A 21,055-nucleotide genomic window follows, 5' to 3' on the forward strand; every position below is an offset into this window, starting at 1 on the left:
GCTCAGGCACCCCCGGCGTCGGTGAAGCCGTGGTGCGCGATCTCCAGCGTCTCGGTCGCCACACCCGGGCTCGCCGGGTCGAGGGTGGGCCCCGTCCAGCGCACCGGCAGCACCTCCACGAGCCCCCACTGCGCCACGATCGAACCGTCCGCGCGCAGCGCGGCGATCTGCGCGGTGGGACGGGTGATCCCGGTCGCGAGCGACGAGATCCACGACGCGACCTTGGCGGTGTCGGCGGTCAGCGGCCGGGTGAGCCGGATGGTCGAGAACGTGACGCGGGTGGGCAGCTGCCACACAAACCCGTTGTTCCCGCCCTCCTGGTGCTGCTCCACCTCGACCTGGGACGCGAGACCGTCGCAGCCGTTGAACAGGCCGAGGTTCTGGCCGTCGATGGTCAGCGTGAAGAAGACGGTGGAACCGGGGTCAAGGGTGGTGGGCACAGGGTTTCTTTCGGTGTCGGGAGGGGGTTTGCGTGGCTGCGGTCAGCGGTCGCGGAGGCGGCCGATGCGCTCGCGGTCCCCGCGGAGCTCGGCGCGCAGCAGCCGCGACAGCGGCGCGACGAGCCGTCGGGCCAGCGCGTCCAGATCGGCGGGCTCGTCCGGGGGTTCGGGGCTGGGCGCGGCCGCCGGTTGGGGAGTTGGTGCGGATGCGGTGGGCCGGGGGGCGGGGGCGGTGCTTTGGGAGCGCTGGATGGTGGGGGTGGGTGGAGGCTGGTTGCGGAGGGTCGGCTGGATTACGGGTGTGGGTGCGGGGGGTGTCGGCTGGGGGGCGGCGGGGCGGCGCTGGACGACGGGTTGGGGGGTGGGGCGGGCGGTGACGGGGGTGGTGGCGGCGCGCTGTGGGGTGACCACGGTCGGGGGGCGTTCGGTGGCTGTGGCGGGCGTCGCCTGCCGCAGGGGTATGGGGGCGGGCGCGCCGACCGGTGCCGGGCGGTGTTGTTCGCTCGGGGTGATCGGGCGGGACGAGGCCAACGGGCTGGATGCTGGGGCGCGTTGGATGGCGGGGGAGGGGAGACGGACGGTTCGGAGCGGGGTGAGGGGTTCGGGGGCGGGGGTCGGCTCGGGTGCGGGTGCGGGTGCCGGAGCCGGTGCTTCGGGTGTGGGTGCCTGGTGGGGTGCGGCGGGGGTGCGTTGCACGGGCGGGGGTGTGGTGGCGGGCTGGGGAGTGAGGGGGGCGCCGATGAGGGGCCTGCGGCGGGCTGCCGTTTCGGGCGCGGGGGAGGGGCCCGTGGTCGGGCTGGTGGTCGCACTCTGGCTGCGGGTCACCCGGCGTACGAGTGGCTTGCGTTGTACGGGTGCGGGGGTCGCTTCCGGGGTTGGGGCGGCCGGTACGGGGTCTGGAGTCCTCGCACCGGCGGGGGGAGCCGGTGCGAGGACGTCTTGGGTCGGCGCGGGAGGCTGTACCGCGCCGACGGGGGCGATCCGCCGCGTCGGCCTTACGGGACGCGGGGCGGATACGAGGGAAGGGCGTATGGGTGGGGAGAGCGGCATCGTGGCGCGCTGGATCGCCGGGGAGGCGGGAGTTGCCGTGCCAAGTCCCGAGGGCGCGGCCTCGGTCCGCTGGGCGGGGTGGGTCGGCCCGGTGGGCTGGAGGGGCGCGGGGGCCGGTGCCGGGAGGCGTGCTGCCTTGCGCTGAACCGGGTCGGGGGGCGCCGGTCGGGCGACGCTGGGGGCCTGAACGTGGCTGTGGGGTACGGGAGTTGAGCGCGGCATCTCGACTCGGTGCGCGGGGTGGTCCGAGGGTGGGGTGGCGGACGTCGGGTTGTTGTTCGCCGTGATGGCTTGCTGGATCCCGGCGCGGCGAGGCGTGGGGGGGAGGTGGGTGGGTGCGGCGGCATGTTGAATTGGTGCCGGGGCAGGGGCTGTTGACCCGGTAGGACGAGGGTTGCCCGACGCGGGTGCGGCAGAGCGCGGGGCCTCCGGGGTTGTGGCTCGCTGCGGGGTGGGCGAGTCGGGTGTGGTGGTCCGCTGAACCGTGGACGGAGTCGCCGTCGGTCCGCTCTGCCCAGTCCCCGGGCGGGCAGGGGCCGTGGGCCGCTCGACCTGCGGCGCCAGAGGCATGGCAGCACGCCGGATCGAGGGCGAGCTCTCCTTCGGCGCCTGCGGCGTTGCGGCTCGTTGGACGGCGGGTGAGGTGGTGCTGTGCGCCGTCTGGTCAATGCCCGGGCGGGCGTGCTCGGCCTGGGCGGCTGTACGTGCGGCTGCTCGCTGGACGGCAGGTGCAGGGTTGCTGTGAGCGGTCTGCTGAACGCCCGGGCGGGCAGGCCGGGTGGGTCGCTCGCTCTGCGGGGTCGTGGGTATGGCGGCCCGCTGGACTGCGGGTGACGTGGTGCTGGGTGCGGTCTGCCGAGCCTCCGGGCGGGCAGGCTCGGAGGAACGCTCGGCCGGCGACGTTGTGGCCCGCTGGATTGCGGGCGAGGCGTCGTCGGGCGCAGTCCGCCGAATCTCCGGGCGGTCGGGCGGGGTGGGGTGCCCGGTCTGAGGGGTCGTGGGTGCGGCGGTCCGCTGGACTGCGGGTGACGTGCTGTTGCGCGCTGTCTGCTGAGTACCCGAGTGGGCAGGCTCGGAGGGTCGCTCGCTCTGCGGGGTCGTCGGCGTGGCCGCGCGCTGGATGGCGGGTGGGGTGTTGATGGGTGCGGTCCGCCGAGTCGTCGGGCGGACGGGTTCGGCGGTCTTCGGCGCCGCAGGGGCGACGGCCCGCTGGGGGGTGTCGTCGGCCGCTGTCTGCTGAATCTCTCGGTGGGCAGGGCTGATGGTCCGTGCCGAGGGCGTCGTGGTGGGCGCACCAGGTACGGCGGTGGCTCGCTGCACGCCGGGGCCATCGACCTTGGCAGCCCGTTGGATCGCAGGCCCGTCCGGCGACACCGCACGCGGTGCCTCGATGCTTGGCCGGGCCGCGGACTGCCCGGCCGACGAGGTCGGCGGAGCAGGGTGCCCCGGCACGGATTCGATCGGCCGGCGGATGGCCGGACTCGGCGCCGGGACGGCGTTCCGGGCCGGGGTCCGCTCAGCGGACGTCGAGGCCGTCCGCTCCGAGCGGCCCGGCGCGGCGGTCCGCTGGATGGCGGCCGGGTTCATGGCCGGTCCGGCCTCCGAAGCCGAGGTCGGCTCGGGGGGTGTCGGTGCCGTCCGCGCCGGGTGTCCCGGGGCGACAGCCCGCTGGACGGCGGCCGGTTCGGCCCCCGCCCCGCTGTCCGTACGGCCCGCCCTGTTGCCCGTACGGACACTCGGGCTTGAGGCCCCAGTACGGGAAGCGTCTCCGGAACGTACAGCGGCCCCAGACCTCATGACCTCGGCCGGTCCAGCCGCCTCAGCGGACTCCGCCGTCTCACGAACGGCCCCCGCCACCGGCAACCGAAGCGCCGGCAACGGCAGCCCGGTCGGGCGGCCGGTGACCGGGGTCAGGGCGTCGCGGAGTACGCCATGCGGGGCCGAGTCGCTCACCGAGTGGCCCAACTCCCGTACGAATGAAAGGGGTTGGTGCGCGGCCAGAGTGGAGCCGAAGCCCGGCTCGGCGGTCAGGCGCGGGGTCGGGAGGATCCGCTGGACCGGCGGTGCGGCCGACCAGCCCGGGTCATGGCTGACCGGGGACGGCGTCTCGGCGGGGTGCGTCGCGGCCGACTGCTCCGTACGTGCCCGTCGGCGTCTGAACAACCCCATCCCCTGTCACCGTTCCCCTTCGCCCTGTTCCACCAATGCCGCCACCCGCCGTACGTACGCCCTCCGGTCCGCGTGTTCCAGGTCGAGGATGGCGTCCATGCCCCAGTGGAAGTGGTAGGCGAGGTACGCGGTCTCCTCCTCGATCCGGTCGGCCGCGTACGTCACGATTCCCCCAGGCGGCTCCCGGCCAGCTCGACTTCGAAGGACTCCTCGCAGTGCGGGCAGGCGACGGCCGCACGGGTGTGGCCCTCGGCGTTGATCTGCCGGTAGAAGTCCTGGAGGAAGGCCAGGTCGGAGGCGAACATGTTCTCCACCGTGCCGTCGTGCACATTGGCGAGCGTGCCGAGCCGGGTGATGACCCGGCCGAGCAGCACCACCGACAGATACGCGGGGTTCTCGCGCACCCGTACGTCCCGCAGCGGGACGAGTTCGTCGCGGGCCGTCGCCAGCCGCATCGCACCATTGCGGTGCACCGTGCCGGACTCGTCCACATACCCGCGCGGCAGCTCGAACTCGAACTCCGTGCGCAGCGGTTCCACTGAGAGTGAGGGGGAGGGAGTGGGGGCCGAAGCGGCCCCCGGACCTTCGCGGCGCATTACTCGATGACCAGCTCTTCGAAGGTGATGTTGACCTGCTCGGTCATCGCGGAGGCGTCGCCCGCCTTCACGGCGCTGATCTCGACCTTCGTGCACCAGGCGTTGCGCATGTGGTAGCGCTTCACCGGGTTGTTCATGTAGTCCATCATGATGATGGTGGCGTTCTTGCGGGCCGAGCCCATGTTCCCGTCGATGGACGTCTTGATCCACTCGGAGAACGCGGAGGAGTGGGTGGCGCCACGGGTCACCGTGCACTCACCGGCCTTCTTCACACCGGGCAGCTTCTTGATGACGGGGCGGCCGTCGGCGGACACCTGCTGGTACTCGATGACGTCCTGCTCCATCGAGAGGCTGCTGACCTCCTGGAGGAACTCGACCATGACACCGTCGATCTGCAGGCCGAAATTATGGGTGGTGAGGGCGTCACCGGGCTGAAGCGACATGCTGGGTTACTTCTCCTGATCGTGCGAAGTTGGCTGTGCGGTAGGTGAGTTGGAACGGCTGCTACTCCTCCAGCTCGCCGCCGCCACCCGAGAACTGCGCCAGGCGGAACACCACGAACTCGGCGGGCTTGACCGGTGCGATGCCGATCTCGCAGACCACGCGGCCGAGGTCCACGGACTCCGGCGGGTTGGTCTCCTCGTCGCACTTCACATAGAAGGCGTCCTCGGGGCGCTGCCCGAAGAGCGCGCCGTTGCGCCACTCGTTGACCAGGAAGGCGGAGATGTTGCGGCGGATACGGGCCCACAGCGCCTGGTCGTTCGGCTCGAACACCACCCACTGGGTGCCGATCAGGATCGACTCCTCCAGGTAGTTGAAGTACCGGCGTACGTTCAGGTAGCGCCAGGCCGGGTCGGAGGCGAGGGTGCGGGCGCCCCAGACGCGGATGCCACGGCCCGGGAAGGCCCGGATGCAGTTGACGCCGACCGGGTTGAGCAGGTCCTGCTCACCACGGGTGATCTGGAGCTCCAGATCGACGGCGCCGCGCACGATCTCGTTGGCCGGCGCCTTGTGCACACCGCGCTCGGAGTCGTTGCGGGCCCAGATGCCGGCCATGTGGCCGGACGGCGGGACGGTCTTGGTCTGGCCGCTGGCCGGGTCGAAGACCTTGACCCAGGGGTAGTAGAGCGCCGCGTACCGCGAGTCGTAACCGGCCACGTCCATGCGCCACTTGCGGATGTCACGGGCGTTGAGCCCGGGCGGCGGGTCGAGGACGGCCATCCGGTCGCCCATCAGCTCGCAGTGCGCGACCAGACCGAGCTGGACCGCCTTGACCTGCTCCAGGTCGATCAGGCCCTGCTGGTACGCGGCCATCAGGTCCGGCACCGCGACCGTGTTGATCTCGTCCAGGGACTCCAGGCCGCCGAAGCCGGTGCGGTCGGCGGAGTCGCCGATGAACCGGGCGGTGTCCAGACCGGCGGCGCTCGCGGCGCCGCCCTGGACGGCCACGGGGGCGGCGACGGGCGGCGCGAGGGTCACGGCCTGCGCGTCCGGCTTCGTCAACTGGCCACCGGCGGCGGCCTCTTCGAGCACGATGGTCTTCGAGCGCTGCTTGACCTGGGTGACGACGAAGTTGCGGGCCGACTTCTTCGCGCTGACGTCGAAGCTCTCGACGACGGTGTCGCCGTCCTTGACCACCAGCTTGAATCGGTCGTTGCCCGACTCGCCCTCGACGTCCTGCACCTCGACGGTCAGCGAGCCGTTCGCGCCCGGGGCGATGGCCGCCACCTTGAACGCGCCGAGCGTCACGGACGCGCCGGGGGTGAGCGCCTGCGGCGTCGCGGCCTGCGGGGCCGCGTTGGCCGTCCCGCCGTCGGTGCCGCCGACCCGGACGACGTACGCCGCCGTACCGCCGTTGTTGAAGAACCCGTACACCGAGTGCGCCAGGTAGTACCCGTCGGTGAACTCACCGAACTCGGCCACGTACTGTGACCAGTTGGTCACCAGGGTCGGCTCGTTGAGCGGCCCGGTGGGCGCGAGCCCGACGAATCCGGCGACAGAGGTGCCCACTCCCTCGATGGGGCGGGAGCCACTGGCGACTTCTTCGACGTAGACGCCGGGGGACAGGTAGTTGGGCATGCAGCGTTCTCCCACGAGGAGTGATGAGGGGGGCGCCCGGGCGCGGCCAGGTGTGGCTCGGCGCCGACGGAGCGGTCTGTCCATGATTTTTACGCACCCGCAGTGGCACCGACAGGGGCGTACGGACGTCTCAAGGGGCAGCGGCAGGTGTCCGAACGGACTCGGCCGAAGTGTCGGTCGGCCCGGCCATGGGCGTAGCGTTTGCCCTGGTCATCGGGGTGGTGGTCGGTGCTGGACACGACAGTACGGCCGATGGCCGCAGAACGACAGGGAAGGTGAGGCGTCAATGCCGGGCACGGGCGAGGGCGGGCTGCGGTTCCGGCTCCTGGGGGCGTTCGAGGGGGAGCTCGGTGGGCAGCTGCTGCCGCTCGGGCCGCCGCAGCAGCGCGCCCTGCTCGCCGTACTGCTGCTGCGCGAGAGCCGGCCCGTCTCCATGCCCGAACTGCTCGACGCGATGTGGGGCGAGCGGCTGCCCCAGCGTGCGGTCGGCACGCTGCGTACGTATGTGTCACGGCTGCGGGCGCTGCTCGAACCGGGGCGCCCGGCCCGTTCCACCGCCACCGTCCTGATGTCCGCGTCCGACGGCTATGTGCTGAGGCTGCCGCAGGGCGCGTTGGACACGGCCGAGTTCGAGCGGCGTATCGCCGGGGCCGGGCGGCTGCGGACGGGCGGCGACGCGTTGGGCGCGCACCGCGAGTTGGAGGCGGCGCTCACCCTGTGGGCCGGCACCCCGCTCGCCGGGCTCCCCGGCCCGCACGCCGAGCGCCAGCGCGACCGGCTCACCGAACTGTGGCTCACCGCCCGCGAGGAGCACTTCCACTGTGCCCTCGCCCTGGACCGGCACGCCGAGACGGTGGCACCGCTGCGCGCCTTCACGGCCGAACACCCGCTGCGCGAGCGCGCCCAGGCACTGCTGATGCTGGCCCTGCACCGGGAGGGCCGACAGGCCGAGGCCCTGGGGGTGTACGAGGCGACGCGCCGTACGCTCCAGCGTGAACTGGGGGCGAGCCCGGGCCCGGAGCTGTCCGCGCTGCACGCGCGTTTGCTCAACCCCGTCAAACGTTTGCCCGCCACCGTCACGCCGAAGCCGCCCGTTGCTGCCGCGACGGTATCCATACATACGGGGTCGGCCATGCTCCGGCGTGTGGCTCAGCTTCCCTCTGATGTCACGGACTTCGTGGGCCGCGAGGAATCCGTCGCCACCCTCAGCGGACTGCTCAAGCGGGCCGCCGATGGACAGGGCGCGGGGGTCGGGGTGATCGGAGGAGTCGTCGGGGCCGGTAAGACGGCGCTCGCCGTGCGTGTGGGACATGCGGTGCGGGGTGTGTTCCCGGGCGGTCAACTCTTCCTCGACCTGCGCGGCAGTACGGATGAGCCGATCGGTGCCGTCGCCGCCCTGGGCCACGTGTTGCGCTCGCTGGGTATCACCGAGCAGGCCGTGCCCGAAGCGGTGGAGCAACGGGCCGCGCTGTACCGGTCGCTGCTCGCCGGACAGCGCGTCCTCGTCGTTCTGGACGACGCCCGGGACATGGATCAGGTGGGCCCGCTGCTCACCGACAGCCCCGGCTGCGCGGTGCTGATCACCAGTCGCTCGCGCACGCTGTCCCCGCCGGGGGCACAGCACGTAAACGTCGGACCGCTCGACGAGGAAGAGGCGTTGGCCCTGCTGGGGGCGGTCGTCGGGGTCGAGCGGGTCGGTCGGGAACCGGAGGCGGTTCGTGATCTGGTCGCGCTGTGCGACGGGCTGCCCCTGGCCGTACGCATCGGCGCCTCGCGGCTCGGGGCCCGCCCGCACCTGCCGCTTGCGGATCTGGCGCAACAGCGGATGGACGGCACCGGCGTCGAGGCCGTGCTTCAGGGTTGTTACGAGGCCCTGGACCCGGTCGCGGCCCGCGCCTTCCGGCTGATGTCCGCTGTCGAGGTGCCCGACTTCGGGCCGGACACCGCGGCCGCGCTCCTCGCGGTACCCGAGCCCCAAGCCGCAGAGACTCTGCATACGCTGGCCGAGGCGGGCCTCCTGCAAACCCACCACCGCCCGCACGGCACGGACCGCTACACCTGCCCCCGCCCCTTCCGCGTCTTCGCCCGCCACCGCCTCGACGACTCCCCGGACGCCGCCGAGCGCCCCGCCGCCCTGCGCCGCCTCGTCGAGCAGACCCTCGCCGGAGTGCGCAACGCCATCGCCCGTACGAGACCGCTCAGCGTCGTGCCGGAACTCCTATACGTACCGGAGCAGCCGGGGCAGTGGCCCACCGACGCGGACGGAGCCATGGAGTGGTTGCGCGAGGCTCATCCGCTGATCAAGGCCGTCGTCGAACAGGCGGTGCGGGAGGAACAGGTGCCTCTCCGGCCCGTGGTCGACCTGCTGACCGGCTGGACGCAACTGGTCCTCGGCACCGCCCATTGCCGTGAGCCGGCCGACCCGGCACGGCTCACGCTCGCGGCCGCCCACCGCCGGGGCGATCAACTGGCGGCGGGGCGGGCGCTGCGCGTACTCGCCGCCGTGCCGCCGACCGGTGCGTACGGTTTCACGCGCACCGCACGCATGCTGCGTCAGGCGCTGCGGCACGCCGAAGCCTCGGGCGACCGGCTGAGCCAGGCCGCCGCGACCTTTGAACTCGGCCTGTCCGCAGGGGTGTTGGGCCGCCCGGACGAATCGCTGCCGTTGTTCGAGGAAGCCCGTGCGCGGTTCGCGGCGCTCGGTGCGCGCACCGAGGAGGCACGCGCCCTCGCCTCGATCGCCCGCGCCCGCATGGCGCTCGGCGAGACGGAAAGGGCCGAGGAGGCCATCGACGAAGCGCTGTGCCGGGCGCGTGAGCTGGCGGACCCGATCACCCTCGGACACGTCCTCTTCCACGTGGGATGTGCCCTGCTGTCCGCCGGACGGATCGCCCGCGCGGCCGCCCATCTGCGTGAGTCCCGTCAGCACCATCAGCGCACCGGCAGCCCGCGCTGGGAAGCGCTTGTCTGGGCGCGGCTCGCGTACTGCGCCCTGGCCGGGGACCGGCCCGGCGAGGCGGCGGCCTGCGCCACCCAGGCGCTGAGCCTGGAGGGCCCGGTGGGCGATCCGTACTGCCGGGGCCTGGCCCTCGCGGCCCGCAGCCGGGCGCTGCTCGCGCTCGGCGACGTCCCCGCCCTCGCCGCGCTGGACTCGCTGCGCACCGCGAACCGGATGCTGCGGGCGTGCGGCGCGGCCGAGGCGGACGACGTGGCCGGGCCGCCGATGGCCCGACCACCGCTGTCCCGGACGCCGGTCGGGACAGCCGCCCGCACAAACACTCAGTATGCGGGGGCAGTGAGCGCTGCCCCCGGACAGTGACTTTCGGGCTAGGGAGAGTAGGGGTGCGCCTCCTAGCCTTCCCGCATGAGCATGTGGACGTCCCTGGATCCCGCCGCCGTTGCCCTCGATCCGGGAGGGCGGGCCACCGCGCGGCTGCGGGTACGCAACACCGGAGACACAGTCGAGGAGTACCGCCTTTCGGTTGTCGGCACACCGGCCGGCTGGTCCCGTATCGAACCGGACACCCTGCGCCTGTACCCGGGCACCGAGGGCACCGCCGAGATCTCCTTCGCACCCCCGCGCTCGCCGGACGCACCGGCCGGCCCCACCCCGTACGGCATCAGGGTCGAACCCCGTGACCACCCGGACCTGCGTGACGTCCTCGAAGGACAGGTCACCGTCGCGCCGTTCGTGGAGATACGTGCCGAACTGCTGCCGCCCAACCTGATCGGGCGCTTCCGGGGCCGGGCCAAGGTGGCCGTCGACAACCTCGGCAACGCGCCGCTGACCGCGTCTTTGACGGTCCGTGACGAGAGCAACCGCCTCACCTTCGACATGGCGCCCAACGCGGTCCAGGTCGCCCCGGGCCGTGTCTCCTTCGCCGAGCTGACCGTACGGCCGCAGCAGGTGCGCTGGCGGGGTACGGCCGAGCAGCACAAGATGACCGTCTCGGTGCGCCGCTCCGGCGACGAGCGCGGCCACGACCTGTCCGGTGGCTTCGAGCAGCGGCCGGTGCTGCCGCGTTGGCTGCTGGCGACCGGCAGTCTGCTGGTCGCGGGGGCGGTCGCGTTCGCCGTGTTCTGGTTCGGGTTCGCGCCCAAGTTCGGCAGTTCCACCGGTGAGGCCCAGGCGGCCGGTGCCAGCCCGCAGCCGGTTCCGCAGGGCGCCGAGACCCCGCTGGGCCAGGCGCCGCCCACCTCGCCCCCGCCCGGCGGTGGGGCGGCCCAGCCGCCCCCGGCCTCGGACCCGGGCGGCGGGGGCGGCAGTGGTGATGGCGGAGGCGGCGGTGGTGGAGGCGGTGGCGGTGGTGGCGGTTCCACGCCCGGTGGTGGCCCGCCGGTGATTCCCCCGCCGCCGAAGACCGCGCCCGCTCCGAAGGCCGGTGCGCCGGCCGGGCCGCCGTGGCAGATGGGGTACCAGGCCGACGACATCGTGAAGTTCGCCCAGTACCGCCTGGCGACCCTCAACAACGCCTGCGAACTCAGGCCGGGCTGGACGGCCGGAGTGATCGACCGTCTCACGGACACCTCGCTGCGCTGCTACCAGCAGGCCGTCATGCACGACAAGAGCACCAGCATGCAGCTGACGAGGACGGACCCGATCGGCGTCCTCGGCCGGGCCACCCTCGGCTCGCTGTGGGCCCAGGGCATCAAGGCCTCCGACGTCACGTACGGGTCGAAGAACTACGAGGTCACGAAGTTGCGCGCGGCCCTGTGGTGGGCGATGCAGGCGAAGATCTCCACCAACGACCTCAACCGCGACCGCGGCTACGCCCAGTCCGGCATCGACTACTTCAAGAACGGCCAGCGGGGCGGCGAGTCGAGCAGCTTCGACGACACGATGAAGTCCGGGATCAGGACGTACCAGGGGCAGGTGGGACTACCGCAGACCGGAGTGGCGGACACCACCACGATCAAGCGGCTGATCGGCGGTTCCGTCAACGGACCGGGCCAGTCCGGACGCTGATTCCGTCCGTACGCCGGGGGGCGTTAGCGGACGTTAGTGGGCCCGGCAGACACCGTTGGTGGTGCGTCTGCCGGGCCCATGAGTGGTGCTTGCTTGCGGGGCCCGGCAGGGACCACCTCGTTACGGAGCCCAGCCAGTCCCCGGCACCAGCCGTCCCGACTTCACGTACTCGCGGCGCGCCCCGGACCGTACGTCCGCCGACGTCACCACGTCACCTCGGGCGGCAGCCAGGTAGGCAGCGGTGGCTGCGGCCGCTCGAATCGCGCCGCCCGCCAGCTCGAACTCCTTGGCGCACAGCTCCAGATCCGCGTCCAGGGCGGGATCCTGCGGGGCCGAGGCCAGACACGAGCGCCACAGCCGCGCCCGCAACGCGGCGTCGGGGAACGGGAAGTCGACCACCACGTCGAGCCGGCGCGTGAACGCCTCGTCGATGTTGGCCCGCAGGTTGGTGGTCAGCACGGCGATCCCGTCGAACGCCTCAAGGCGCTGGAGCAGATACGCGCTCTCCAGGTTGGCGTACCGGTCGTGCGAGCTCTTGACCTCGGAGCGTTTGCCGAACACCGCGTCCGCCTCGTCGAAGAGCAGCACCGAGTCCGTGCGGTCGACCTCGGTGAAGATCCGCTCCAGGTTCTTCTCGGTCTCGCCCACGTATTTGTCGACGACCGAGGACAGGTCGACCACATACAGGTCCAGGCCCAGTTCACCCGCCACGACCTCCGCCGCGAGCGTCTTGCCGGTGCCGGAGTCCCCGGCGAACAGTGCGATCACCCCGCGTCCGCGCCCGCCGCCGGTGCGCAGCCGCCACTCGCCGAGCACCCGGTCGCGATGGCGGGCGCGCCCGGCCAGTTCCTCCAGCATCCCGAGCGGCTCGTCCGGCAGCACCAGGTCCGCGAACCCGACGGCGGGCCGCACCCTGCGTGCGTGGCGGCCGAGCAGGGGCGTGGACAGCAGCCTGGCACTGCGTTGCACATGGCTGAGCCCGACCGGCGCGCCCTCGAAGTCGGCCAGCACCGCGGCGGCCCGCGCGGCCCGCCGCGCCTGTTCACCACCGATGCGGTACGGGGCGGTCGCCTCGGCCAGATCGCCCTCGTACTCCGGGAGTTCGCCGTGCCAGGCCGTCAGCGCGTCCTCCACGCCGACCTCGTCCTCCAGTGCGATGACCGTGGCCTGCGGCGCCGCCCAGGCCGGGTCATAGCCGTCCGTACCGGCGAACACCACGGTCACGTCGCGCTGCGCGGTCAGGGCCCGTACCAGCGGTCCGGCCGACGACGGCAGCGGCTCGACGACGACCGCCGCGCCCGCGCCCCGAAGCCGCGCCTCGCGCAACAACGCGCGCCCGATCCGCGCATCGGCGTGGTCATCGGGACGGTGACGCAGCACCACCCGCCCGGCGCCGCGCAGCGCGGCCGCCACGGCGTCGGCCCCACCACCGTCCCGGCGCTCGCGCAGATGCACGGCGACGGGGCGCGGGAACTCGGCGACCCGGGCCGCGAGGCCGCTGCCCGCCGGACCGCCCGGAGGCAGCACGTCCACCCCGGCGTCCAGGAGCCAGGCGTCCAGGGTGTCGTCGCCGAGCAGATGCGCCACCACACGCTCCGGCACCCGTACGGCCCGCCCGGGCAGCGGCCGGTCCTCGTCCTCGACGGCCAGGAGACCGCCGGCGGTCAGGGGCGCGGCCGGATGGAACCGGGCGCGCGCCGCCGCGTCGTGCGGCCCGGTCCCCGCCAGCTCCAGGACCAGCGCGACCGTGGCCCGGCGACGACTGACGTCGTCGTTGAGATACCCGTACAGCGCCTCGAACCGCCGGTCCACATCGGGGGCGAGGGCCGCGACGAGGATCCGCTCGTCGAGCTCGGTGAGGCCGAAGCCGCGTACGAGGGCGGTCATGCGGGAGCCCGCCGGACCGTGGCCGACCGGTTCCGACTCGCTGTGCGGCATCGGTTCGGCGGCCAGGCGCGTGGCCGTCTCCGCCGTGACGAACAGGCCCCGCATCGGGTCCCCGGCCGTCGGGTCGTCGGCCGATCGGGCGTCGACCCGGGCCGCGACAGCCTGCCGGAGTTCTTCGAGTCTGGCCAGCAACTCCTGTGCGGGGACGCTCACTTGGCGGCCTCCCGACGGGTGCTGGTGCGCAGCGTCCGGGGCCGGGAGTCGCCCGGCACCCCGTCGCGTCCGCGCACCGTGATCATCGCGTCGGTGACCGGCGGCGCCACGTCGTACACCGGTGTGACCGGGAACGGCGTGGTGATCACGACGTCCAGCGACGGCTTCAGCTCGCCGCCGAGCGCGGACCAGATGTCGGCCAGCGAGCGCGACTCGGCCGGCGGCACGGCGACGGTGAGCGGGATCCCCGCCCGGAACGCCGCGAGCGCGTCCGGCACCGACTCCTGCGGCAGCATCTCGTGCGGCAGCAGGCAGGCCAGCGCGCCCGAGAGCAGCCGGTGTTCGTCCTCGGGGCGGCTCGTCCAGGCGGTGAGCAGGTAGGAGAGCCGGAACCAGCGCGGCGGCTGGCGTCGGCGCAGCACCACGCCGTTCTCGTCCCGCTCCGCGTACGCGCCGCGCTCACGGCGGGCCACGTCCTCGCGGATGTCGTACAGATAGGCGTTGAGCGTCGGTGTGTTGCGCCGCGCGGCCCAGTCGCGGGTCGGTGCCTCGAAGACCACCTCGCCGGTGCCCTCGGGCAGCGCGCCACCGCGCAGGAGGCGCCGCAGCGCCTCGTCGATCTCGTGAATCATGGAACTCGTTCTTCCGTCGGTCGAGAGGGAGCGTTCGCGCGGTTTAGATGTAGCCCTCGCGCAGCGCGTAGGCGACGGCGTGCGCGCGATTGCTCAGCTGCAACCGGGTCATCAGCGCGTGCAGGATGTTCTTGACGGTCCGCTCCGAGTAGGCGAGTTTCTCGGAGATCTGCCGGGTGTCCAGGCCCTCGGCGACCAGACGCAGCACGTCCACCTCGCGCGGTGCCATGCCGAGGACGGGCGCGGGGCCGCCGGAGCCGGTGGCCAGCGCCGACTCCGAGCGGCGCAGCCGTCCCACCTGGGTGAGGAGACGGCTGAGCAGGTCGGGCGGCAGCTCGCCCTCGTCCCGCGCGGCGCTGTGCACCGCCTTCAGGAGGCGCTGTTCGGTGGCCTGGTGGCGCCACAGGATGGCGCGCACGCCGCACTCCACCACGGTGAGCAGATCCGACTCGCGCAGTTCGCGGGCGACCAGCACCACCCGCTGCTCACCGCCGCGCACCACGCGTCTGAGATCGGCGGAGACCGGCTCGTCGACCTGGTCGACCAGCATCACCGTGACCGTCCGCTCGCCCGGCCGTGTGTTCTGGTCCAGCGGCCCGCAGGAGTCGTGGATCACCTCTACGGTCGGCTGGTGCTGGAGATGGCTCATCGCCCCGGCGCGGCTCACCGGGTCGGAGGCGTGCACGGTCACCCTGACGCGCTTGTTGATCACGAGGTATCCGGTCCTTTTCGGCTGTGTACGTGTTGGTGTGCACAGGTTGGCCGGGGTGAATCAACAGCGAGTCAATGAACGTTAAGGCCGGGCGCGGCACCGGGGTTCAGCCGCCGCCAGCGCGCGTACACGGGGCTGGTGGCACACGTGGCCAGATAGCCGTCGGTGACCCGGCGCAGGATCTCGGCGGCGTGCGCCGCGATCGGACCGTCGTCGTGCCAGGCCAGAATGTGCCGGTACCACAAGGGGTTTCCGGCCAGCGGGCGCACCACGGTCCCCGGGGCCTCGATGAACGTGGCCTGGCAGAGGCTGACCGCGAGCCCCGCCCGGACGATCTCGACGAGCTGGCGCCCCTCCGCCTCGTACGGGGTGAAGGGGCTGCGGCCCGTCAGGGAGCAGACGGACGACCAGTATTCGCGGGTGCGGTCGCCGTCGGGGCGCGGGACCGCCCAGTCCTCCTCCACCAGCTCGGCCAGCGACACCTCCTCGCGCGCCGCGAGCGGATGGGCGGCGGGCAGCAGCGCGAAGACCGGCTCGCTGACGATCGGGTGCTGAGCCACACCCTCGCGCGGCGGCAGCTCCTGGTCGGGGTGGTCGCCCAGGACCGCCGCTTCCAGACGGTCCGCCGCCAGGTCGTCGAGGAGCGCGGCGGGGGAGTACTGGCAGCGCGAGGTCACCTCGGCCTCGGGCAGCAACTCCTTGACGGCCAGCAGGAGGTGGCCGAGCAGCGGGGCACCGACCGAGCCGACGCGGAGCCGGTCGGCGGCGGCCATCCGGCGGGCGGCCCGGGCGGTGTCGGCGAGCAGCCCGTCGATGCCGGGCAGCACGGCGCGGGCGCGTTCCAGGACCAGCTCGCCGAAGGGGGTGGGCAGCGCGCCCGCGTGCCGCCGGTCGAACAGCGCCCCGCCGAGCATCGTCTCGATGCGGCGCAACTGCGCGCTGAGCCCCGGCTGGGTCATACGCAGCGAGGCGGCGGCCCGCGTCAGGCTGCCCGCCTCGGCGATCGCGCACACCACACGCAGATGCCGTACCTCCAGATCCATGGCGCGGATGTTATGGACCGACGACAGCTTTCGGACAGGCCCCCTGCCACTCCAATCTTATGTGAAATGTCACACGCCATACATTGAGAGGTTGTGACCCCGTGATAAGCACGCGCCCCACACGGCCCCAACGTGCCGCGCTCCTGGCCCCGTTGCTCGCCGCGCTGCTCCTGCTGCTGACCGGAACGCCCGCCGCCCACGCGGCCACGACGGCCGACCCGGCGTCGGCCTGCGCACTGCCCGCCACCACCGGCTGGATGGACGAGGGCCACGACACGGACCACTCCGTGTTCAAGCGCCCCACCGGTACCGTCAGAGTCGCCATGATCTTCGTGGACTTCCCCGACGCACCCGCCACCGAGAACCCGGCCGACGACTCGGCCCAGCTCACCCCCGGCGCGGACTGGCTGTGGAACGCGTCGTACGGCAAGACCTGGCTCGCCATCTCCCAGTACCAGCACTGGGTGCGGATGCCGCGCGCCTCCACGGACTACGGCTTCGCGCGCGGGCTGTCGCACGAAGCGCACGAGGCATACGTCCGGGACGCGGTCGCGGCGGCCGATCCCCAGGTGGACTTCTCGCACTACGACCTGGTGTACGTCGTCCCGACCCGCAACGCGTCGGCGATCTCCTTCACCCCCACCTACATCTACGACCCGGACACCGCCGGAGTCGTCGCCGACGGCACCCGGATCAAATGGGCCGTCACCTTCGGCCAGGACATGTGGCACTGGGGACCCAAACTCGTGGCCCACGAGACCGCCCACACCTTCGGCCTGCCCGACCTGTACGCCTTCGACGCGGGCAGCGACGCACACCGCTTCATCGGCGGCTGGGACCTGATGGGGCTGATCGGCGGGGCCGGGCCGCAGTACTTCGCCTGGCAGTCCTGGAAGCTGGGCTGGACCGCCGACAGCCAGGTCCGCTGTCGGGCGTCGGCGGGCAGTGACACCGTGTATCTGACGGCGGTCGAGTACGGCAGCGGCACCAAGATGGCCGTCATACCCACCGGCCCCACCACGGCGTACGTCGTGGAGTCCCGGCGCGCCGTCCAGGGCGACAGCGGCCTCTGCTCGACCGGCGCCCTGGTCTACCGGGTCGACACCTCGGTCCCCACCGGCCAGGGCCCGATCCACGTGATGGACGCCAAGCCGACCGCCACACCGCCGAGCGGTTGCCGCCCCCTGGACGACGCCCCGTTCTGGGCCGGCGAGTCGTTCACCGACGCGGCGGCGGGCGTACGGATCGACGTGCTGAGCGCAGACGGCTACGGCGAGACCGTCCGCGTCACCAAGTCCTGGTGAAACAGGGACAGTTGTGCCCCGGCCCCCCTTGAGGGGAGCCGGGGCACCCCCCTGTTCAGGCGGCTTCGGGGAAGTGGCAAGCCACCTGGCGTGTGGTGCCCGGGGAAGTGATCTTCAGCAGCGGTGCCTCGGTCCGGCACACCTCCTGCGCCTTCGGGCAGCGCGGATGGAAGGTGCAGCCGGGCGGGGGTGCGGCCGGGCTCGGCGGGTCACCGAGCAGCGTGATCCGCTCCCGGGTCCGCTCGGCGGCCGGGTCGGGCAGCGGCACGGCCGAAAGGAGCGCCCGGGTGTAGGGGTGCGCGGGGGCCGCGTACACCCGTTCCTTGTCGCCGATCTCGACTATCCGGCCCAGGTACATCACCGCGACCCGGTGACAGACCCGCTTCACCACCGACAGGTCATGGGCGATGAAGAGGTAGGCGAGGCCGAGTTCGCGCTGGAGCCGCTCCATCAGATTGACGATCTGCGCCTGTACGGACACGTCGAGCGCGGACACCGGCTCGTCCGCGACGACGAGCCGGGGGTTGGTGGCGAGCGAGCGGGCGATGCCGATGCGCTGGGCCTGACCGCCGGAGAACTCGTGCGGATAGCGGTCGATGTGCTCCGGGATGAGCCCCACCAAGTCCATCAACTCGACCGCCCTCTTGCGCGCGTCGGCCGCCGAACTCCCCTGGATCAACAGGGGGTCGGAGATGATCCGGGCCACGGTCTGGCGGGGGTTGAGGGAGGAGTGCGGGTCCTGGAAGACCATCTGCAGTTCGCGGCGCAGCGGCTTGAGCTCGCGCTGGGACATGCGGCTGATGTCGTGTCCGTCGTAGGCGATCGAGCCGGTGGTGGGTTCGAGCAGCCGCACGATCATGCGGCCGGTGGTGGACTTGCCGCAGCCGGACTCGCCGACCAGGCCCAGCGTCTCCCCGGCCGCCACGTCGAAGCTGACGCCGTCCACGGCCCGTACCGGAGCCGCACCGCGACGCCGGGCCGGGAAGGCCATCGTCACATCCCGTACGGCGAGAAGGGGTTCAGGTGCGGTGGTCATGAGGCGACGCCTTCGTACGCGGGGAGGTGGCAGGCGGCCGGATGCCCGGCCGGGCCGCTCAGCAGCGGCCGTTCGGTCTCGCAGCGCAGTCGCTCGCTCGCCGTGGCCTCCGCCGCCCGGGGGCAGCGGGGTGCGAACGCGCAGCCGGGAGCGGGGCTCAGCAGCGACGGCGGACTGCCGGGGATGGCCCGCAGCGGTTCCCCGTCGCTGTCGTCGAGCCGGGGCAGCGAGTCCAGCAGACCCCGGGTGTACGGGTGGACGGGCGTGGCGAACAGGGCGTCCACCGGGGCCTGTTCGGCCGCGCGTCCGCCGTACATCACCAGCACGTCGTGGGCGACGCGGGCCACCACCCCCAGATCGTGCGTGATCATGACGACGGCGAGGCCGCGCTCCTGCTGGATACGGGCGATCAGCTCCAGGATCTGCGCCTGGACGGTGACGTCGAGCGCGGTGGTCGGCTCGTCCGCGATGAGCAGTTCGGGCTCGCAGGCCAGCGCCATCGCGATCATCACACGCTGGCGCATCCCGCCGGAGAACTGGTGCGGGTACTCGCCCGCCCGGCGCTCCGGCTCGGGAATGCCCACCTCGGCCAGCATCTCCACGGCTCGCCGACGGGCGGCGGAGCGGCGGGAGTTGAAATGGACCCGGTGGTGCTCGGCGATCTGCTCGCCGACGGTGTAGTACGGGTGGAGGCTGGAGAGCGGGTCCTGGAAGATCATCGCGATGCGGCGGCCGCGCAGCCGGTTGAGCTCGCGTTCGGTGAGGCCCACCAGCTCCTGCCCGTCGAGCCGGATCGAACCGGTGACCTCGGCGCCGGTGTGCAGACCGAGCACGGCCATCGAGGTGACCGACTTGCCGGAGCCGGACTCGCCCACGATGCCGAGCGTGCGGCCCCGGTGGACGTCGAAGCTCAGCGAGTCCACGGCCCGCACCGGCCCGCGCTTGGTCGGGAAGGTGACGCCCAAGTCATCGACACGGAGCAGAGGTTGGTTATCAGTCATCAGAATCTGACCCTCGGGTCGACAACGGCGTACAGCAGGTCGACGGCCAGATTGGCGACGACGATGAACGTGGCGGCGAGCAGGGTGACACCGAGGATGACCGGCTGGTCACCGGTGGACAGAGCGCCGTAGAAGAGCCGCCCGATGCCCGGCAGACCGAAGATCGACTCGGTGATCACCGCGCCCGCGAGCAGTCCGCCCAGATCCATGCCGAAGAGGGTGAGGATCGGGGTCATCCCCGCGCGCAGCCCGTGCTTGACCACGACCGTGCGGCGCGGCAGACCCTTGGCGCGAGCGGTGCGGATATACGGCTCCGCCATCGTCTCGATCATCGAACTGCGGCTCTGGCGCGCGTACATGGCCGCGTACAGGATGGCGAGTGCCAGCCACGGGAGCAGCAGGTTGGAGGCCCAGTGGACGGGGTCGGAGCCGAGCGACACGTACTGCGGATAGGGCAGCAGTCCCGCGGTCCTGATCAGTCCGTAGATCAGCATCATCGAGGTGAAGTAGACCGGAAGCGAGGCGGCGCCGACCGCGCCGACCATCAGGACCTTGTCCACGAGGGTGTCCTTGCGCAGCGCGGCCGTGACACCGGCGGTCAGACCGATCGCCAGCCACAGCACCGCCGAGCCGAACGCGAGCGAGGCCGAGACCGGCAGCCGGTCCATCAGCAGGCTCCACACGGACTCACTGTTCTCGTACGAGTAGCCCAGGCACGGGAACGAGCAGTGCAGGGTGTACTGGCCGGTGCCGATGGTGCGGCCGGTGAAGATGCCGCTGAGGAAGTCCCAGAACTGCCGCCAGATCGGCTGGTCGAGGCCCATATGGGCGCGGATCGCGATCAGCCGCTCGGTGCTGCACGACTTTCCGCAGGCCGCCGCCGCCGGGTCGGAGGGCAGGACGTAGAAGATGGTGAAGGTGACGGCGGCGATCGCGATCAGCACGCCGACCACGCCGAGCAGCCGGCGGCCGAGGTAGAGGATCATGAGCGGCTGCCCCTCGGGTCGAGGATGTCCCGCAGCGCGTCGCCGAGCAGCGTGAACGCCAGCACCGTGAGGAACAGACAGGTGCTGGGGATGACGAAGTACATGGGATCCGTGTCGTAGAAGGCGACGCTCTCCGCGATCATCTGCCCCCAGGACGGGGTGGGCGGGCGTACGCCCACGCCCAGATAGCTCAGCGCCGCCTCGGTGGCGATCATCCCCGGGATGATCAGGGTGGTGTACGCGATGACAGGACCGGCCACGCCCGGCAGGATGTCGCGGGTCAGGATGCGCCACGATCCCGCGCCGCCGACGCGCGCGGCGTCCACGTACTCGCGGTGCTTGAGCGAGAGCGTCTGTCCGCGCACCACCCGGGCGATGCCGGGCCAGCCGAAGAGGCCGATGACGCCGGTCATCAGCACGATCCGGTTGACGTCCTTGGCCACCGACATCATCGCGATCATGAAGATGAGGGAGGGGAAGGACATGGTCAGGTCCATGAGCCTGCTCAGGACGGCGTCGATGCGCCCGCCGAAGTACCCGGATGCGATGCCGGCCGCCGTTCCCGCGATCACCACGATGGCGGTGGCGGTGAAGGCGATCAGCAGGGAGACCTGGGCGCCGTGCACGACCCGGGCGAACAGGTCGCGGCCGGTGACGGGTTCGACCCCGAGCCAGTGGTCCGGGGAGATCCCGCCGAGCCGGCCAAGGGGCTGGCCGCCGAGGTAGGGGTCGACGGCGGTCTTGTCGAACTCGTCGGGCGACCAGCCGCCGGCCTTGCTGAGCAGGGGCGCGGCGGCGGCCATCACGACGAACAGGGCGACGATGACGAGGGAGATCTTGACGGAGGCGCGACGGCGAAGCTCCGCGCGGGCGAGCTGCCAGGGCCCGCTGCCGCTGGGGGCGGGGGCTTCGGTTTTCGCCGGTTCGGTGAGGGTGGTCAT

The 21,055-nt window shown here is 72.2% G+C and carries 17 protein-coding genes; 3 read left to right on the forward strand and 14 right to left on the reverse strand.

The genetic code is table 11. The features are described 5' to 3' along the window. Nucleotides 1-2: 2 nt before the first annotated feature. The 6 genes from BG418_RS02600 to BG418_RS02625 all read right to left on the reverse strand — a co-directional run bounded on the left by BG418_RS02600 (nucleotide 3) and on the right by BG418_RS02625 (nucleotide 6,334). Nucleotides 3-440 carry a phage tail protein gene (locus BG418_RS02600; protein ID WP_188271981.1) on the reverse strand — a complete coding sequence of 146 codons (438 nt, stop codon included), beginning with the start codon at nucleotides 438-440 and terminating at the stop codon, nucleotides 3-5. Between the two features lie 42 nt (nucleotides 441-482). Further along, a complete protein-coding gene (locus BG418_RS39445; RefSeq protein WP_223184221.1) occupies nucleotides 483-971 on the reverse strand; it encodes a hypothetical protein in 489 nt (162 codons plus the stop codon). A gap of 2,694 nt (nucleotides 972-3,665) precedes the next feature. Then, nucleotides 3,666-3,824, reverse strand: a complete 159-nt coding sequence (locus BG418_RS02610) for a DUF6760 family protein (RefSeq protein WP_188271982.1) — start codon at nucleotides 3,822-3,824, stop codon at nucleotides 3,666-3,668. Beyond that, nucleotides 3,821-4,255 carry a hypothetical protein gene (locus BG418_RS02615; protein WP_188271983.1) on the reverse strand — a complete coding sequence of 145 codons (435 nt, stop codon included), beginning with the start codon at nucleotides 4,253-4,255 and terminating at the stop codon, nucleotides 3,821-3,823. The genes BG418_RS02610 and BG418_RS02615 overlap by 4 nt, the downstream gene beginning before the upstream one ends. After that, complete coding sequence (locus BG418_RS02620) at nucleotides 4,255-4,698, reverse strand: phage tail protein (RefSeq protein ID WP_188271984.1); 444 nt, start codon at nucleotides 4,696-4,698, stop codon at nucleotides 4,255-4,257. Before BG418_RS02620 ends, BG418_RS02615 begins: the two co-directional genes overlap by 1 nt. 61 nt (nucleotides 4,699-4,759) lie before the next feature. Further along, nucleotides 4,760-6,334, reverse strand: coding sequence for a phage tail sheath subtilisin-like domain-containing protein (locus tag BG418_RS02625; protein ID WP_188271985.1), 1,575 nt, complete (start codon nucleotides 6,332-6,334; stop codon nucleotides 4,760-4,762). A 286-nt stretch (nucleotides 6,335-6,620) separates the two neighbouring features. Here BG418_RS02625 and BG418_RS02630 point away from each other — a divergent pair, with 286 nt between their 5' ends. Both BG418_RS02630 and BG418_RS02635 read left to right on the forward strand, forming a co-directional pair. Beyond that, a complete protein-coding gene (locus tag BG418_RS02630; protein WP_188271986.1) occupies nucleotides 6,621-9,653 on the forward strand; it encodes a BTAD domain-containing putative transcriptional regulator in 3,033 nt (1,010 codons plus the stop codon). Nucleotides 9,654-9,698: 45 nt separating this feature from the next. Next, nucleotides 9,699-11,300 (forward strand): peptidoglycan-binding domain-containing protein, encoded by a 1,602-nt coding sequence (locus BG418_RS02635; protein WP_188271987.1) that lies wholly within the window; start codon nucleotides 9,699-9,701, stop codon nucleotides 11,298-11,300. A gap of 120 nt (nucleotides 11,301-11,420) precedes the next feature. On the opposite strand, the gene BG418_RS02640 is transcribed toward BG418_RS02635, so the two are convergent. The 4 genes from BG418_RS02640 to BG418_RS02655 all read right to left on the reverse strand — a co-directional run bounded on the left by BG418_RS02640 (nucleotide 11,421) and on the right by BG418_RS02655 (nucleotide 15,787). Beyond that, nucleotides 11,421-13,400, reverse strand: a complete 1,980-nt coding sequence (locus BG418_RS02640) for an ATP-binding protein (RefSeq protein WP_317453472.1) — start codon at nucleotides 13,398-13,400, stop codon at nucleotides 11,421-11,423. After that, nucleotides 13,397-14,032: a DUF4255 domain-containing protein gene (locus BG418_RS02645; protein WP_188271988.1), complete on the reverse strand. Its 636-nt coding sequence runs from the start codon at nucleotides 14,030-14,032 to the stop codon at nucleotides 13,397-13,399. The genes BG418_RS02640 and BG418_RS02645 overlap by 4 nt, the downstream gene beginning before the upstream one ends. A gap of 43 nt (nucleotides 14,033-14,075) precedes the next feature. Further along, on the reverse strand, nucleotides 14,076-14,681 hold the full coding sequence (locus BG418_RS02650; protein WP_188272309.1) for a response regulator transcription factor: 606 nt from the start codon (nucleotides 14,679-14,681) through the stop codon (nucleotides 14,076-14,078). A gap of 134 nt (nucleotides 14,682-14,815) precedes the next feature. Then, nucleotides 14,816-15,787 (reverse strand): LysR family transcriptional regulator, encoded by a 972-nt coding sequence (locus tag BG418_RS02655; RefSeq protein ID WP_188271989.1) that lies wholly within the window; start codon nucleotides 15,785-15,787, stop codon nucleotides 14,816-14,818. Nucleotides 15,788-15,891: 104 nt separating this feature from the next. On the opposite strand from BG418_RS02655, the gene BG418_RS02660 reads away from it, so the two are divergent. Continuing rightward, complete coding sequence (locus tag BG418_RS02660) at nucleotides 15,892-17,091, forward strand: M6 family metalloprotease domain-containing protein (RefSeq protein ID WP_188272310.1); 1,200 nt, start codon at nucleotides 15,892-15,894, stop codon at nucleotides 17,089-17,091. A gap of 55 nt (nucleotides 17,092-17,146) precedes the next feature. Here the strand turns inward: BG418_RS02660 and BG418_RS02665 are convergent, their stop codons facing one another. The 4 genes from BG418_RS02665 to BG418_RS02680 are packed head-to-tail and all read right to left on the reverse strand — an operon-like array spanning nucleotide 17,147 to nucleotide 21,055. After that, nucleotides 17,147-18,127: an ABC transporter ATP-binding protein gene (locus tag BG418_RS02665; RefSeq protein ID WP_188271990.1), complete on the reverse strand. Its 981-nt coding sequence runs from the start codon at nucleotides 18,125-18,127 to the stop codon at nucleotides 17,147-17,149. Then, nucleotides 18,124-19,128, reverse strand: coding sequence for an ABC transporter ATP-binding protein (locus BG418_RS02670; RefSeq protein ID WP_188271991.1), 1,005 nt, complete (start codon nucleotides 19,126-19,128; stop codon nucleotides 18,124-18,126). The genes BG418_RS02665 and BG418_RS02670 overlap by 4 nt, the downstream gene beginning before the upstream one ends. Next, nucleotides 19,128-20,114, reverse strand: a complete 987-nt coding sequence (locus tag BG418_RS02675) for an ABC transporter permease (protein ID WP_188271992.1) — start codon at nucleotides 20,112-20,114, stop codon at nucleotides 19,128-19,130. The genes BG418_RS02670 and BG418_RS02675 overlap by 1 nt, the downstream gene beginning before the upstream one ends. Continuing rightward, nucleotides 20,111-21,055: an ABC transporter permease gene (locus BG418_RS02680; RefSeq protein ID WP_188271993.1), complete on the reverse strand. Its 945-nt coding sequence runs from the start codon at nucleotides 21,053-21,055 to the stop codon at nucleotides 20,111-20,113. The genes BG418_RS02675 and BG418_RS02680 overlap by 4 nt, the downstream gene beginning before the upstream one ends.

Origin of the sequence: Streptomyces sp. CBMA152 (assembly GCF_014596475.1) — a bacterium.
Classification (GTDB): Bacteria; Actinomycetota; Actinomycetes; order Streptomycetales; family Streptomycetaceae; genus Streptomyces.

Excerpts from the sequence above, each read along its gene's own strand:
- BG418_RS02615 (WP_188271983.1), bottom strand. The coding sequence starts at position 4,255 with ATGCGCCGCGAAGGTCCGGGGGCCGCTTCGGCCCCCACTCCCTCCCCC.
- BG418_RS02620 (WP_188271984.1), bottom strand. The coding sequence starts at position 4,698 with ATGTCGCTTCAGCCCGGTGACGCCCTCACCACCCATAATTTCGGCCTG.
- BG418_RS02625 (WP_188271985.1), bottom strand. The coding sequence starts at position 6,334 with ATGCCCAACTACCTGTCCCCCGGCGTCTACGTCGAAGAAGTCGCCAGT.
- BG418_RS02630 (WP_188271986.1), top strand. The coding sequence starts at position 6,621 with ATGCCGGGCACGGGCGAGGGCGGGCTGCGGTTCCGGCTCCTGGGGGCG.
- BG418_RS02635 (WP_188271987.1), top strand. The coding sequence starts at position 9,699 with ATGAGCATGTGGACGTCCCTGGATCCCGCCGCCGTTGCCCTCGATCCG.
- BG418_RS02645 (WP_188271988.1), bottom strand. The coding sequence starts at position 14,032 with ATGATTCACGAGATCGACGAGGCGCTGCGGCGCCTCCTGCGCGGTGGC.
- BG418_RS02650 (WP_188272309.1), bottom strand. The coding sequence starts at position 14,681 with ATGAGCCATCTCCAGCACCAGCCGACCGTAGAGGTGATCCACGACTCC.
- BG418_RS02655 (WP_188271989.1), bottom strand. The coding sequence starts at position 15,787 with ATGGATCTGGAGGTACGGCATCTGCGTGTGGTGTGCGCGATCGCCGAG.
- BG418_RS02665 (WP_188271990.1), bottom strand. The coding sequence starts at position 18,127 with ATGACCACCGCACCTGAACCCCTTCTCGCCGTACGGGATGTGACGATG.
- BG418_RS02670 (WP_188271991.1), bottom strand. The coding sequence starts at position 19,128 with ATGACTGATAACCAACCTCTGCTCCGTGTCGATGACTTGGGCGTCACC.
- BG418_RS02675 (WP_188271992.1), bottom strand. The coding sequence starts at position 20,114 with ATGATCCTCTACCTCGGCCGCCGGCTGCTCGGCGTGGTCGGCGTGCTG.
- BG418_RS02680 (WP_188271993.1), bottom strand. The coding sequence starts at position 21,055 with ATGACCACCCTCACCGAACCGGCGAAAACCGAAGCCCCCGCCCCCAGC.